The 13,964-nt window shown below is 53.1% G+C and carries 14 protein-coding genes; 5 read left to right on the forward strand and 9 right to left on the reverse strand.

Going from position 1 to position 13,964, the window contains the following annotated elements:
- Positions 1–3: 3 nt before the first annotated feature.
- Positions 4–855: a 23S rRNA (adenine(2030)-N(6))-methyltransferase RlmJ gene (gene rlmJ, locus JJU14_RS06615; RefSeq protein WP_228611901.1), complete on the reverse strand. Its 852-nt coding sequence runs from the start codon at positions 853–855 to the stop codon at positions 4–6.
- 103 nt (positions 856–958) lie between these two features.
- Between rlmJ and JJU14_RS06620 the strand changes: the two genes are divergently transcribed.
- Positions 959–1,852, forward strand: coding sequence for a tRNA/rRNA methyltransferase (locus JJU14_RS06620; RefSeq protein WP_228611825.1), 894 nt, complete (start codon positions 959–961; stop codon positions 1,850–1,852).
- Positions 1,853–1,872: 20 nt separating this feature from the next.
- Here the strand turns inward: JJU14_RS06620 and JJU14_RS06625 are convergent, their stop codons facing one another.
- The 8 genes from JJU14_RS06625 to metK all read right to left on the reverse strand — a co-directional run bounded on the left by JJU14_RS06625 (position 1,873) and on the right by metK (position 9,259).
- The gene (locus JJU14_RS06625; RefSeq protein ID WP_228611827.1) at positions 1,873–3,099 is read right to left on the reverse strand and encodes a sugar phosphate nucleotidyltransferase; all 1,227 of its coding nucleotides are present in this window, start codon (positions 3,097–3,099) and stop codon (positions 1,873–1,875) included.
- A 164-nt stretch (positions 3,100–3,263) separates the two neighbouring features.
- Positions 3,264–3,509, reverse strand: coding sequence for a DUF1653 domain-containing protein (locus JJU14_RS06630; protein ID WP_228611829.1), 246 nt, complete (start codon positions 3,507–3,509; stop codon positions 3,264–3,266).
- The gene (gene ruvX, locus JJU14_RS06635; protein WP_228611831.1) at positions 3,493–3,921 is read right to left on the reverse strand and encodes a Holliday junction resolvase RuvX; all 429 of its coding nucleotides are present in this window, start codon (positions 3,919–3,921) and stop codon (positions 3,493–3,495) included. The genes JJU14_RS06630 and ruvX overlap by 17 nt, the downstream gene beginning before the upstream one ends.
- Positions 3,921–4,478 carry a YqgE/AlgH family protein gene (locus JJU14_RS06640; protein WP_228611833.1) on the reverse strand — a complete coding sequence of 186 codons (558 nt, stop codon included), beginning with the start codon at positions 4,476–4,478 and terminating at the stop codon, positions 3,921–3,923. The genes ruvX and JJU14_RS06640 overlap by 1 nt, the downstream gene beginning before the upstream one ends.
- A gap of 61 nt (positions 4,479–4,539) precedes the next feature.
- Complete coding sequence (gene gshB / locus JJU14_RS06645; protein WP_228611835.1) at positions 4,540–5,493, reverse strand: glutathione synthase; 954 nt, start codon at positions 5,491–5,493, stop codon at positions 4,540–4,542.
- A gap of 7 nt (positions 5,494–5,500) precedes the next feature.
- A complete protein-coding gene (rsmE, locus tag JJU14_RS06650; protein ID WP_228611837.1) occupies positions 5,501–6,226 on the reverse strand; it encodes a 16S rRNA (uracil(1498)-N(3))-methyltransferase in 726 nt (241 codons plus the stop codon).
- Between the two features lie 99 nt (positions 6,227–6,325).
- Complete coding sequence (locus tag JJU14_RS06655; protein ID WP_228611839.1) at positions 6,326–7,897, reverse strand: AbgT family transporter; 1,572 nt, start codon at positions 7,895–7,897, stop codon at positions 6,326–6,328.
- Between the two features lie 213 nt (positions 7,898–8,110).
- Positions 8,111–9,259, reverse strand: coding sequence for a methionine adenosyltransferase (gene metK / locus JJU14_RS06660; RefSeq protein ID WP_228611841.1), 1,149 nt, complete (start codon positions 9,257–9,259; stop codon positions 8,111–8,113).
- Positions 9,260–9,317: 58 nt separating this feature from the next.
- Here metK and JJU14_RS06665 point away from each other — a divergent pair, with 58 nt between their 5' ends.
- From JJU14_RS06665 to JJU14_RS06680, 4 genes are all read left to right on the forward strand, one after another.
- Positions 9,318–9,578: a hypothetical protein gene (locus JJU14_RS06665; RefSeq protein WP_228611843.1), complete on the forward strand. Its 261-nt coding sequence runs from the start codon at positions 9,318–9,320 to the stop codon at positions 9,576–9,578.
- A 36-nt stretch (positions 9,579–9,614) separates the two neighbouring features.
- Positions 9,615–11,612 carry a transketolase gene (gene tkt, locus JJU14_RS06670; protein WP_228611845.1) on the forward strand — a complete coding sequence of 666 codons (1,998 nt, stop codon included), beginning with the start codon at positions 9,615–9,617 and terminating at the stop codon, positions 11,610–11,612.
- A gap of 68 nt (positions 11,613–11,680) precedes the next feature.
- On the forward strand, positions 11,681–12,691 hold the full coding sequence (epd, locus tag JJU14_RS06675) for an erythrose-4-phosphate dehydrogenase (protein ID WP_228611903.1): 1,011 nt from the start codon (positions 11,681–11,683) through the stop codon (positions 12,689–12,691).
- Between the two features lie 24 nt (positions 12,692–12,715).
- A complete protein-coding gene (locus tag JJU14_RS06680; RefSeq protein WP_228611847.1) occupies positions 12,716–13,900 on the forward strand; it encodes a phosphoglycerate kinase in 1,185 nt (394 codons plus the stop codon).
- The last annotated feature ends 64 nt before the right edge of the window (positions 13,901–13,964 follow it).

Below are 13,964 nucleotides of genomic sequence, written 5' to 3' on the forward strand. Positions count from 1 at the left end.
GAATTAAGCCTCTGCTATTAACTGTGTTACTTGTGCCGGGCCGGCATTGCCCAGCTGTTGTTGCAGCCAGGGCAGCATTGCCCGGCATTGCCCGGCCAGCAGGTAGGGGGGGTTGATCACCAGCATACCGCTGCCAGTCATACCAAAGCCGGTGCTGTCGGCTTTGGGGCACCATTCAATCCGCAGTAAATCTGTTACAGGCAGCGCGGCAACTTGTGCAACAAAGCGCTCGATATGACCACGGTCAATCACCGGGTACCAGATGGCGTAACAGCCGGTGGCAAAACGTTGCAAGGCGAGTTGCAGGCCTTTGACCACATCGTCGTATTCGTGGCTGAGTTCATAAGGCGGGTCGATCAACACCAGGCCGCGTCGTGCCAGTGGTGGCAGCATGGCTTTGATACCAGCCCAGGCATCCATTTTCTCAATCCGGCAGTGTTTGCGTTTGCCCAGGTGCTGGCTTAGCAAGCCATAATCGGTCGGGTGCAGTTCGGTCAGTTGCAAAGCATCCTGTGGTCGCAGCAACTGGGCAGCAATGGATGGGGAGCCTGGGTAAAACTCCAGCTCGCCGTCCGGGTTTAGCTGGTGCAGCAGGTGTAGGTAACGCCCGACCGGGCCGTCTTCCAGTGCGGTTGGTACTGCCTGGTTAAACAGCACCCCTATACCGCTTTGGTACTCGCCGGTCTTACTGGCATGCTCGCCCGTCAGGCTGTACAGGCCAGCACCAGAGTGGGTATCGTGGTAGCAAAACGGCTTGTCTTTGCGCTTTAGGTACTCAAGAATGGCAACCTGCACCAGATGTTTCAGGACATCGGCGAAGTTGCCGGCATGAAAGCTGTGGCGATAGCTGAGCATGGCAAACAACCAGTAACAAAAAGGGGGCGACAGCATACTCTGTTCTGGTGGTTTTGTCATGCCAACTGCTACAATACCGTTTTTATGCATCACAAGGTTGTTTATGTCCGGCGCACCCTCTTCCAAACGTCCTTCTGCTCGCCCGTCACGGGCAAAGAGCGCAAAACCCTGGGCGGAAAAAAATCATAAAAAAGCCGGAGGGCCTGCTCAGCCAGTGGCTGGCAGGGCAAGTAAACACGCATCGGAGCGGGCCGTTTCGCCACGTCCGGCTGAGCAGAAAATTTATGGCGAAAAAGCCTGTCAGGTGGTGTTTGCCAGGCGGCCGGAGGCCATTATCCGGCTGTATTTAAATGCTGAGCAGGCCCCTAAGTGCGCTGCCATGATGAAGTATCTGGCCAAAGCCAAAAAAGCCTACCATCTGGTCGAGGATGCCGAGCTGGATAAACTGGCCGCCAGTCAGCACCATGGTGGTATCGTGATGCTGGTGCAGCAGCCCGAGTCGCTGCCACTGCATCGTTATTTGCGCCAGCAAAAAGACGCCAACAGTGATTTGATCCTGGCGATGGATGGCGTCAGTAATCCGCACAATTTGGGCGCCATTGCCCGCACCTGTGCCCATTTTGGTGTCAAAGCCATCTTGCTGCCTGAAGCCCAGTTGCTGTACTCGGGCGCCTCGGTGCGCACTGCGGCCGGTGGGGCCGAGTTTGTGCAGGCAGTGCACTGCGAAATATTACCGGAAGCCTTGCTGCTGTGCCGTCAGGCCGGTTACCAGCTCATGAGCACTTCCAGCCATCAGGGCCAGTCGCTGTATCAAGGCCAGTTGCCGGCCCGGGCGGTGATGGTGTTTGGGGAAGAGATGTTTGGGGTATCCAAAGCAGTGGCGCAAAAAGCCGATACCTTGCTGCGTATTCCCGGCAGCAACCAGGTGGAGTCGCTGAATGTCAGCGTTGCAGCGGCTTTGATTATCGGTGAGTGGTACCGCCAGCATGGCGGCTAGTGTCCATCTAGAGACAACTGCTAATGCAGGTCATTTAAAGCGCTGATACCGGCCTGACCGGAGCTAACTACCACCAGCCCGGAAGGTAGTCGCTTGTACTGCTGGCTGTCGAGCCGGGCATTAAAACCAATGCTGCTGTGCTCGGCGATACGGCAATTCTCTGCAACGATCACGTTTCGAAGCCGGCAGTTGGCACCCACCTCGATGTGGCCCATCAGCACACAATCCTCCAGCTCAGCGCCACGGTGGATCCGGCAATGGCTGCCAATCACCGAGTGGCGAATGCTGGCATCCGATAGCTCACAGCCGGAACCAATCAGACTGTCCTGGATGCTGCTTTTATCAGAGCCAGCAAAATAACTGGGTGCTACAGGCTCCTTGCCAAACACAGGCCATTGCTCATTGTGCAACCGGACCGCCGGGTTTGGTCCCAGTAAATCCATATGTGCCTGAAAAAATGCATCCTGAGTACCGACATCCCGCCAGTAGTGCTGGCTTTCACCGGGCACCAGGTTGCTTGAAAAATCATACACATAGACCGGCTCTTTCGGGTACATAGCCGGAATAATATCGTGGCCAAAATCATGGCGGGACAGCATTTTTTTCGAATCCTGCTGCAACGATTGAAACAGGCAGTAGCGGTTAAACAGGTAGTTGCCCATCGACACCAGCACCATGCCATTGCTGTCAATCAAATGCTTGATTTGGTGCGGCCTGGGCTTTTCGTAAAAGCCGGTGACCCGCTGGTTGTTATCCATGGCGATAACACCAAACTGAGGTGCTAGTTCGGCCGCTACCGGCATGGCGGCAATGGTCATACCGGCTTCTCGCTCCAGATGAAAATCAAGCATCTGACGAAAATCCATTTTGTACACATGATCGGCGCTTAGTACCAAGAGGTGCGTGGCAAGGCTGTGTTCAAACTGCTGCAATTGCTGAAAAACGGCACCGGCGGTGCCTTTTAGTTTGGTTTCTCTGGTTTTAACCAGATGAATATCGGCCGGGCAGCGATGTTTCGACCATTGCTGGTGCAAGTAGTGATGCAAGCCATCCACCAGGTACTGACCCAGCACCCAAAGTTCATCACAGCCAGAGTTGATGCAGTTGCTCAGCACAAAATCAATCACCCGGTAATGGCCGGCAAAGGCAACGGCAGGCTTGGCGCAGTGGCTGGTCAGGGGCCACAGTCGACTGCCCTGACCACCGGCCAGAATAATACAACCCAACCGCTGATGCTGCTTTGGCATGCCGCTACTCCGCTCAATCTGCTTATGGTGGACTACTAGGTATAGCAGTCTTTGCAAAGACTGCCTTGAGCTGCATCATAGAAAGTGGTGATATTTTGTACAGCGATCTTATTGAATGCTAAAAACCACTGCTTAAATTGCCGGATATGGTGAAAAATTTGGTGCTAGCCTGGCAAAGCATCGCCCAGATAACGAAAACGTGGCACCAGGGTGCCATGGTATTGCACCTGTTCACAGAACATGGCCAGCGGCCGGGCCCAAAGAGCGCGCTGGCCATAAAGTGGCCGGTAAATAACCAGCCATTCTTCGGTTTCGCTATGGCGGGCCAGATCCACCACCTGATAATAAGGGCCTTTGTAATGCTGGTAATAGCCAGGCTGAATGAGGGGATTATCAGGCTCGGTTTTCATACCAGCTCTCAAAAATAAGCACGGCCGAAACGCTATCGACTTTGTCTTTGCTGAGGTTACGAAAACCGCCTTCGGCAAAGAGTTGCTGCCTGGCGTCGGCGGTGGTCAGGCGTTCGTCATGCAGTTCGACCGGCAGCCCAAAGCGGCCATGCAGCCGGTTGGCAAACTTGCGGGTGCGCACGGTAAAGTCCTGCTCAGTGCCATCCATATTCAGTGGCAGGCCAACCAGTAACAGATCCGGTTGCCATTCTTTAAGTAGCTTCTCAATCTGGTCCCAATCCGGAATGCCATCACGGGCTTTCAGGGCTGCCAGCACACTGGCGCTGCCGGTCAGTTCCTGACCGATGGCAACGCCGATACTTTTGGTGCCGTAATCAAAGGTTAAAATCGAGCGGTGTTTATCCGTGCTCATTAAGCATGTCCTGCGACGCTACTCAGTTGCCAGGTTTCGATGCCCATTTTCTTGGTAGCCGCTTGCCATTTGTAAGCATGGGCCAGGTCAAAAATGATGCTGCTATCGGCCGGGATCACCAGCCAGGAGTTGTCGGCAATTTCCTGCTCCAGTTGGCCTGCTACCCAGCCGGCATAACCAAGCGCCAGCAAGAACTTGTTTGGCCCTTCCTGGGTGGTAAGCTGTTGCAGGATATCTTTCGAGGTGGTGATCATCAGATCATCGTCCAGTCGCATGCTGCTCATGTAGCCTGGTTGCGCCTTGTGCAGCACAAAACCGCGATCGGCCTGTACCGGGCCGCCAGCACAAACGGCGCGCTCAGTGACAGGGTTTTTCGGGTCGAATTCGATATCCAGTTGTTGCAGTAAATCGCCAATGGTGGCTTTAAGTGGGTGATTGATGACGATACCCATGGCACCGTCTTCATTGTGCTCACAGATATAGGTGACGCTGCGTTGAAAAAATGGGTCTTGCAGCGATGGCATAGCAATCAAAAAGTGATGCTCAAACGTATTCATGCTGCGCTCCTTATTCGCTACCAGCCAACCTTATTGTTGGCTGGGAACAGACTAGGTACTTCTAATGACCGAGCAATTGTTCAATGGCATCAAACAGCTGACCGGTAATATGGACGGGAGCTTCGGCTTCAATTTCCCGCACACAGGTAGGGCTGGTTACATTGATCTCTGTAAGTTTATCACCAATTATATCCAAGCCTACAAAAATAAGTCCTTTCGCCTTTAATGTTGGGCCAACGGCTTCGGCGATAACCCGGTCACTATCGCTCAGTGGGCGTACCTCACCACGGCCGCCGGCGGCCAGATTGCCCCGGGTTTCACCCTTGGCAGGTATCCGTGCCAGCACATAAGGGATTGGCTCCCCATTGACCATTAAAATGCGTTTATCGCCTTCTTTGATGGCTGGAATAAACTGCTGAGCCATGGCATAGCGGCTGTTGTGCGCGGTCAAGGTTTCCAACACCACGCCAACATTCGGATCATCGGCTTTTAGCCGGAAAATAGAGGCGCCACCCATGCCATCCAACGGTTTAATGATGACATCCTGGTGCTCTTGCCAGAAGGCTTTTAGTCGGGCTGAGTCGCGGCTGACCAGAGTTTTTGGCGTGTATTGGCTAAACCAGCTGGTGTAGAGCTTTTCATTGGCATCGCGCAGGCTTTGCGGCTTGTTGACAATAAGACAGCCTTGCTGCTCAGCCAGTTCCAGCATGTAGGTAGCGTAAATGTACTCGGTATCAAAGGGAGGATCTTTGCGCATCAGCACCGCATCCAGCTCGCCTAGCGCGATATCTTGCTCCTGACCAAACTGGTACCAGTTGGCAGGGTCTTCCTCCACCATCAGCAAGCGTGAGCAAGCCCGGGCCTGACCTTCCAGCAAGTACAAGTCTGCCATTTCCATGTAATGAATGGTGTAGCCGCGTCGCTGTGCTTCCAGCAACATGGCGAAACTGGTGTCTTTTTTGATGGTGATGTCCGCAATGGGGTCCATCACAATACCTATGCTAAGTGCTGTCATAAGATCCTCAGGCGAGATCGCCAAATTGCAGCTGCAGGGCACTGATGGCCGTCAGTGCAGCTGTTTCGGTACGCAATACTCTGGGACCAAGTCGAATACCCAGATAACCTGCTGCCAGGGCAGCTGTCATTTCTTGCTCACTAAAGCCACCTTCTGGGCCTATCATCAGGCGAATACAACCAGCTGGCTTTAGTGTCTTAATGGTGTCGGTTGCCCATGGATGCAAGGTCAACTTAAGATCTTTTGTTGGCTCGGCCAGCCAGTTTGCCAGTTGCAGAGCGGGCAGAATTTTGGGGACCCGGCTACGGCCAGACTGCTCGCAGGCAGAGTGGACAATTTTCTGCCATTGTTGCTGCTTTTTTTCCAGCCGCTCGCCATCCAGTTTGACACCACAACGTTCAGAGAATAGCGGTGTAATGCTGCTCACGCCCAGCTCCACCGCTTTTTGGATGGCAAAGTCCATCCTATCACCACGGGAAATGACTTGTCCCAGATGCAAACTTAAGTTGGATTCAGTTGCATTGGGTTCTGAGCCAGTTATCGAAACCAATACCTGTTTCTTGCTAACCTGCTCAATGTTGGCCGCGTAGTTGTTACCATCGCCATTAAAAAGCTGCAAGGCATCACCTGATTGCATCCGCAGCACCCGGCCGATGTGTGCGGCCGCTTCGTCTGGCAGTGCCAATGAGGATGCGTTTAGTGGTAAGTCGACAAAGATTCTGGGGATACGCATAGGAAGTTATGGTTAGGGCGAATAGGGCTATGGTAACAATTTGCAGTGAATTGCCAAAGAAAAACCCGCCGAAGCGGGTTTGATAGCAAGCATTAAATCTTATCCGGCCGGGAAGCTATGGCTGGCGCCGACACCGAGCGGGATATCAAAGCCCCAGAACAGCAGTAAGAAAGCTGTCCAGCAGATCAGTAAGGTCACAGTAAAGGGCAGCATTAAGGATATCAGGGTACCAATACCACTATTTTTAACGTACTTCTGGCAGAACACCACGATCAGTGGGAAGTAAGGCAGCAGTGGGGTAATAATGTTGGTACTGGAGTCACCGACCCGGTAGGCGGCCTGGGTTAGATCCGGCGAGACACCCAGCTCCATCAGCATCGGCACCATAATGGCACCAATCAATGCCCACTTGGCCGAAGCTGAGCCGACCATCAGATTGACAAAACCGGTCAGCAGCACAATACCAATTAAGGTAAAGCCCATTGGGAACGCCATTTCTTTTAACCAGTTGGCCCCTTTAATGGCCATTAATGCTCCCAGGTTAGACTGACCAAAGGCATAGATAAACTGAGCGCAGAAAAATGCCATCACGATGTAATAGCCCATACCGCTCATGGCTTTGCTCATCCCTTCGACCACATCGCGGTGGCTGCGCACTGTGCCCGCGACATAACCATAGACCACACCAGGGATTAAAAAGAAAATAAAGATTAACGAAACAATGGATCGCATCAGTGGCGCGGCAGCATCAGCCAGTTCGCCAGCGTCACTGCGCCAGGCTGACCCTTCTGGTAGCGCAGAAATCACCAGCAAAACAAAAGCTGCCACCATGGAAAAGGCGGCCCATGCCAACCCTTTTTTCTCACGGTTGGTCAGTTCATCCATCACCGGTAAATCGGCCGCATCGGCATCCACTTTGGTGTTTTTCAGCCGAGGCTCAATCACCTTATCGGTCAGGAACCAGCCAACCAAAATCACTAAGAAGGTGGAAGCGGTGGTGAAGTAGAAATTATTCAGTGGGTTGATTACTAGATCCGCGGCTGCCGGATGCGCCGACAAATTCACCGCTTCCTGGGTAAAAGCGGCCAGCATTGGGTCCAGGCTGGACGGAATAAAGAAGGTTGCGGAAAAACCACCAGACACGCCGGCAAAAGCTGCGGCGATACCGGCCAGCGGGTGACGACCAGCCGCATAGAAAATCACGGCACCAAGAGGAATAACCAAGACATAGCCAGCATCGACCGCCACGTGGCTCAGTATACCTACAGCGATCAGCACTGGGGTAAGCAGCATTTTTGGCGTAACACTCAAAATAGAGCGCAGACCAGCGTTAATAAAACCGGTGTGTTCAGAAACCCCTAAGCCCAGCATAGCTACCAACACAATACCCAAGGGCGCAAAGGTAACAAAGGTATTGACCATGCGAGAGGTGAATTCAGTGAGCGAACTGCCTGCCAGCAGGTTGGCAATTTGAATGGATTCGCCAGTACGCGGGTCAACTTCATTGAAGCTAACACCGGACAGCAGCCAGGAGGCGACCCAGACAAACACCATCAGAAGGGCAAATAGAATAGCCGGATCGGGTAGCTTGTTCCCGACTACTTCAATAGCGTTTAGGGCGCGATTGAGCATGCTCTGCTTTTCAGCTGGAGCGGCCTGTTGTGCGGACATAGGTTTTCCTTGTAATTTTTATGGGGCGAGCGTGCGCCGTGTTCCCCTGAAGCTTCTATTTTTACAGCGGTCTGAACATCAATACTCAGACAAGGCTGCCTTATCATACACAAAAAACAGCCGGGTGAAACCGTTGTTTGGCTGCCATACGCTGGAGCCTGGCCAGAAAAAAGGAGAGCCTAAGCTCTCCTTGAGTGCAGCCAGACCACAGGCTTACTTAGCGTATTGACGCAGAGCTTCTGCTTTGTCGGTTTGCTCCCACGGGAACTCGTTGCGACCAAAATGACCATAGGCCGCGGTTGGCAGATAGATAGGACGCTCCAGTTGCAGCATATCAATCAGGCCGTAGGGGCGCAGATCAAAATGCTCGCGGATCAAACCAATCAGCTGGCTTTCTTCCAGCTTGCTGGTGCCAAAGGTTTCGACACTGATGGAGGTAGGCTCAGCTACACCAATGGCGTAAGACACCTGAATTTCACAGCGATCGGCCAGGCCTGCAGCAACAATATTTTTTGCCACATAGCGGGCAGCGTAAGCAGCCGAGCGGTCTACCTTGGATGGATCCTTACCAGAGAAAGCACCTCCACCGTGACGGGCCATGCCACCGTATGTATCCACGATGATCTTGCGGCCAGTCAGACCACAGTCGCCCATAGGGCCACCAATCACAAAACGGCCGGTTGGGTTAATAAAGAATTTGGTGCTGCTGGTCAGCCATTCGCCAGGTAATACTGGCTTGATGATTTCTTCCATCACTGCTTCGCGCAAGTCCTCGGTGCTGATGGTGTCGCAATGTTGGGTGGATAACACCACCGCATCAATACCCACCGGCTTGCCATCTTCGTAAATGAAGCTGAGCTGAGATTTGGCGTCTGGGCGCAACCAGGGCAGGGTACCATTTTTACGTACTTGTGCCTGGCGCTGCACCAAACGGTGTGAATAGGTGATCGGGGCAGGCATCAGCACGTCGGTTTCATTGCTTGCATAACCAAACATCAGACCCTGATCACCGGCACCTTGTTCTTTCGGATCGGCTCGGTCCACACCCTGATTGATATCTGGTGATTGCTTGCCAATGGCATTTAATACTGCACAAGAGTCGGCATCAAAGCCCATATCGGAATGCACATAGCCGATTTCGCGCACGGTTTTACGAGTCAGTTCTTCAATATCCACCCAGGCGCTGGTGCTGATTTCACCACCCACCAGCACCATGCCGGTTTTAACGAAGGTTTCGCAGGCAACCCGCGCTTTTGGATCTTGTGCCAAAATGGCATCCAGCACCGCATCAGAGATCTGATCGGCAATTTTATCCGGATGTCCTTCGGATACGGATTCAGAAGTAAAGATATGTTGTGCCATGGGCCTGTTATCCATTGAAAAAAGTTAAATACATAGCTCCCGCTGCAAAGAGTTACCAGTGCGGGTGCCGATTTATAACGGCTATTTTAGAGAAATCGATCAGTCTTGGCTAGAAAAAGTTGACGGCCAGACGTCTTTGACGCTGTATCGTTGGGCCAGTAATGATGTTTATGGTGCGTTTCCATGCATTGTTGCACGATTTAAATTTGCCATTGGCCGATGGCTGGGCGAAAATACGCAGCACAAAAAGCAGGGCAGTAAGACCCTGTCGCATACTCACGGTATAACAGCACTATGCAGGGTGATGGTTTTGCCATGACTCAAGCCAATTTTTACCAACTACCCAGGAGTTAGCATGCCTTCTCGTAAACAACTCGCCAACGCAATTCGTGCTCTAAGCATGGATGCGGTTCAAAAAGCCAACTCAGGTCATCCGGGTGCCCCTATGGGCATGGCGGATATTGCTGAAGTGCTATGGCGTGATTTTTTAAAGCACAATCCGCAAAACCCGAATTGGGCAGATCGCGATCGCTTTGTGCTGTCGAACGGCCATGGCTCCATGTTGCTGTACTCGTTGTTGCATTTATCCGGCTATGAGCTTGGTATTGACGATCTGAAACAGTTTCGTCAACTGCACTCCAAAACGCCCGGCCACCCTGAGTATGGTTATGCACCCGGCGTAGAAACCACCACTGGCCCACTTGGGCAGGGCATCACCAATGCAGTAGGCATGGCCATTGCAGAGAAGTCACTGGCGGCGCAGTTTAACCGGCCGGGTCATGAACTGGTCGATCACTTTACTTATGTTTTCCTTGGCGATGGTTGCCTGATGGAAGGTATCTCGCACGAAGCCTGTTCACTGGCCGGCACTTTAGGCCTGGGTAAGCTGATTGCCTTCTGGGACGACAACGGTATTTCCATTGATGGCGAAGTGGAAGGCTGGTTTACCGACGATACCCCAGCACGTTTTAAAGCCTATGGCTGGCAGGTGATTGAGTCGGTGGATGGTCATGATGCAGCGGCGGTGAAAGCCGCCATTGAACAGGCACAGGCAGACAGCACCAAGCCAACCCTGATTTGCTGTAAAACCGTGATTGGTTATGGTGCGCCTAATAAAGGCGGCAGCCATGATTGCCATGGCGCACCGCTTGGTGATGCAGAAATTGCCGCCAGCCGTGAATTTTTACAATGGCCGCATGCACCTTTTGAGATCCCGGCGGATATCTACGCCGAATGGGATGCAAAAGCCAAAGGGCAAGTGGCAGAGCAAAGCTGGCAGCAAAAGCTGGCTGCCTACCGTGTTGCTTACCCGGAACTGGCCGCTGAGTTTGAGCGACGCAGTCTCGGCGACTTGCCAGCTAATTGGGCCGAGCAAAGCGCGGCCTATATTGAAAAACTGCAAGCCAACCCAGCGAACGTTGCTACGCGCAAAGCATCGCAAAATGCGCTGAATGCCTATGGTCCTTTGTTGCCTGAGTTTATGGGGGGGTCGGCCGATTTGGCTGGTTCTAACCTGACCATCTGGTCTGGATCGAAACCATTGACGCACAACGATGCCAGCGGCAACTACATTTATTACGGTGTGCGCGAGTTCGGCATGTCGGCCATTATGAATGGCATTGCTTTGCATGGTGGTTTTGTGCCGTACGGTGCCACCTTCCTGATGTTTATGGAATATGCGCGTAATGCGGTGCGGATGGCAGCGCTAATGAAGCAGCGGGTAATCTTTGTCTATACGCATGACTCCATTGGTCTGGGGGAAGATGGCCCAACCCACCAGCCGGTTGAACAGCTGGCAGCCTTGCGTGCCACGCCCAACCTGATGAACTGGCGCCCATGCGATCAGGTCGAGTCTGCTGTTGCCTGGCAAGTCGCCATTGAACGGACGGAAGGCCCTACCAGCTTGATCTTTACCCGTCAGGGCTTGCCACAACAGGAGCGTAGCGCTGATCAACTGGCAGCCATTCGCCGCGGTGGTTATGTGCTGTTGGATTGCGAAGGAACACCAGAGCTGATCCTGATTGCAACCGGCTCTGAAGTGCAGTTGGCGATGAGTGCTGCGCAGCAACTGCAGCAAGAAGGTCGTAAGGTGCGGGTGGTTTCGATGCCATCGACCGATGTGTTTGATGCGCAGGATGCCAGCTACCGGGAGCAAGTACTGCCTGCTGCAGTCAGTCGACGTATCGCGGTGGAAGCGGGTATTATGGACGGTTGGTACAAGTACGTCGGCCTGAACGGCGACGTCATTGGCATGACCGGCTTTGGTGAGTCGGCGCCTGCCGAGCAATTGTTTGCTCACTTTGGCATCACCAGCGACAAGGTGCTGGCCGCTGCTCGTAAGCTGCTGGCATAGTGACAAAACAAGGACAGCCTGCGCTGTCCTTTTTTCTTAGGAGCATGAAACAGATGCCCAGTTCGCAAGTGCCTATTCGTGTTGCTATCAATGGCTTCGGTCGTATTGGCCGAAACATTGTTCGGGCGTTGTACGAATCGGGTCGGCAAGATATCCGGGTGGTTGCCATCAATGAGTTGGCCGATGCCAAAGGGGTGGCGCATTTACTGAAGTACGATACTTCGCACGGCCGTTTTGCCGCCGAGGTAGAACGAGTGGAGCAGGGTATAAGTGTAAATGGGGAGCTGATCCAGCTGTATGCCGAAGCCGATCCCATTGAATTGCCCTGGCAAGAGCTTGGCATTGATGTGGTGCTGGAGTGTACCGGTGTGTTCCATTCACGCCAGCATGCCAAGTGGCATCTGGAAGCCGGTGCCAAGAAAGTGTTGTTCTCACATCCGGCCGATGCCGATGTCGATGCCACCGTTATTTTTGGTATTAACCAGCAGCGGCTGACACCTGCGATGCAGATAGTCTCCAATGGCTCCTGCACCACCAACTGCGTGGTGCCGGTGTTGCAACTGCTGGATGATGCTTATGGTATTGAAAGCGGTACCATTACTACCATCCATGCGTCGATGCATGATCAACAGGTGATCGATGCTTACCATACCGATCTACGTCGTACCCGGGCGGCCAGTCAGTCCATTATTCCGGTGGATACCAAGCTGGCACTCGGGATAGAGCGCATTTTGCCGCAGTTGGCCGGGCGCTTTGAGGCCATTGCGGTGCGGGTGCCAACCGTCAATGTCACAGCGATGGATGTGAGTTTAACGCTGCATCAGGATGTAACTCCGGCGGCGATTAATCAGGTGCTGCAACGCGCAGGCAAGGCGCAGCTGGCGGGCATTTTGGATTATACCGAAGAGCCCTTGGTGTCGGTGGATTTTAATCACAATTCACACTCCTGCATTGTCGATGGTTCCCTGACCCGGGTCAGTCACAAACGGTTGGTAAAATGCTTGCTCTGGTGTGACAACGAGTGGGGCTTTGCCAATCGGATGCTGGATACAGCCAGGGCCATGATGGCCTGTTCATAGAACTTATTTCATAGGGAGAAACGCATGACGGTTTTACAGATGACCAAACTGGAACTTGCCGGTAAGCGGGTGCTGATTCGGGAAGATTTGAATGTACCGGTGAAAGATGGTGCAGTGACCTCCGATGCTCGTTTACGAGCAGCGTTACCAACCATTGAGCTTGCATTAGCTCAAGGGGCGGCTGTGATGGTGATGTCCCATCTTGGCCGGCCGGAAGAAGGGGTCTACAACGAAGAGGCTTCCATGCAGCCGGTGGTTGCCTGGTTACAGCAGGCATTGACGGTACCGGTTCGGTTAGAGCGCGATTACCTGGCTGGTGTGGATGTAAAGCCGGGGGAGCTGGTGGTGTTTGAAAACGTACGTTTTAACTCAGGTGAGAAGAAAAACGACGATGCACTGGCGCAAAAGCTGGCCGCTTTGTGCGATATCTTTGTGATGGACGCTTTTGGGACTGCACATCGGGCCCAGGCTTCTACCCATGGCGTCGCCAAGTTTGCCCCTATTGCGTGTGCTGGCCCTTTGTTGGCGAACGAACTGGATGCACTTGGCAAAGCACTCAAAAATCCAAAGCGTCCACTGGTTGCTATTGTTGGTGGTTCTAAGGTATCGACCAAGCTCACGGTATTGGAGTCCTTATCCGGCGTGGTGGACCAGTTAATTGTTGGTGGCGGCATTGCCAACACTTTTATTGCCGCTAACGGCCATGGCGTTGGAAAATCCTTGTGTGAAGACGATCTGATTCCGGAGGCCAAGCGACTGATGGCAGCGGCCGAAGCCCGTGGAGCCAGCATCCCGGTGCCATCCGATGTAATGACCGGCAAAGCTTTTAGTGCCAATACGCCCGCTATGCTGAAAGCGGTTAACGATATTGCCAGCGATGATATGGTGTTTGATATTGGCCCCGTCACCACAGCAGCCCTGGTGAAACTGCTGAAAAGTGCCGGCACTATTGTCTGGAATGGTCCGGTCGGTGTGTTTGAGTTTGATCAGTTTGCGGCCGGTACTGAAGCAATTGCCAGGGCGATTGCAGAAAGCCCGGCGTTTTCCATTGCCGGTGGCGGTGATACCTTAGCAGCGATTGATAAATACGGCATAGCGGACAGAATTTCATACATTTCGACCGGCGGTGGTGCTTTCCTGGAATTCCTGGAAGGTAAAACTTTGCCCGCAGTCGCTATACTGGAAGAACGGGCGCGTCAGGCGCTGTAAAAAAATTAAAAACATAAGCTCAAAGAGCATTGATAACTTTGTACCCTAACAGAGAGAGGATCTC

The sequence above is a fragment of the Alkalimonas sp. genome (genome assembly GCF_020831925.1).
Lineage (GTDB): Bacteria > Pseudomonadota > Gammaproteobacteria > Enterobacterales > Alteromonadaceae > Alkalimonas.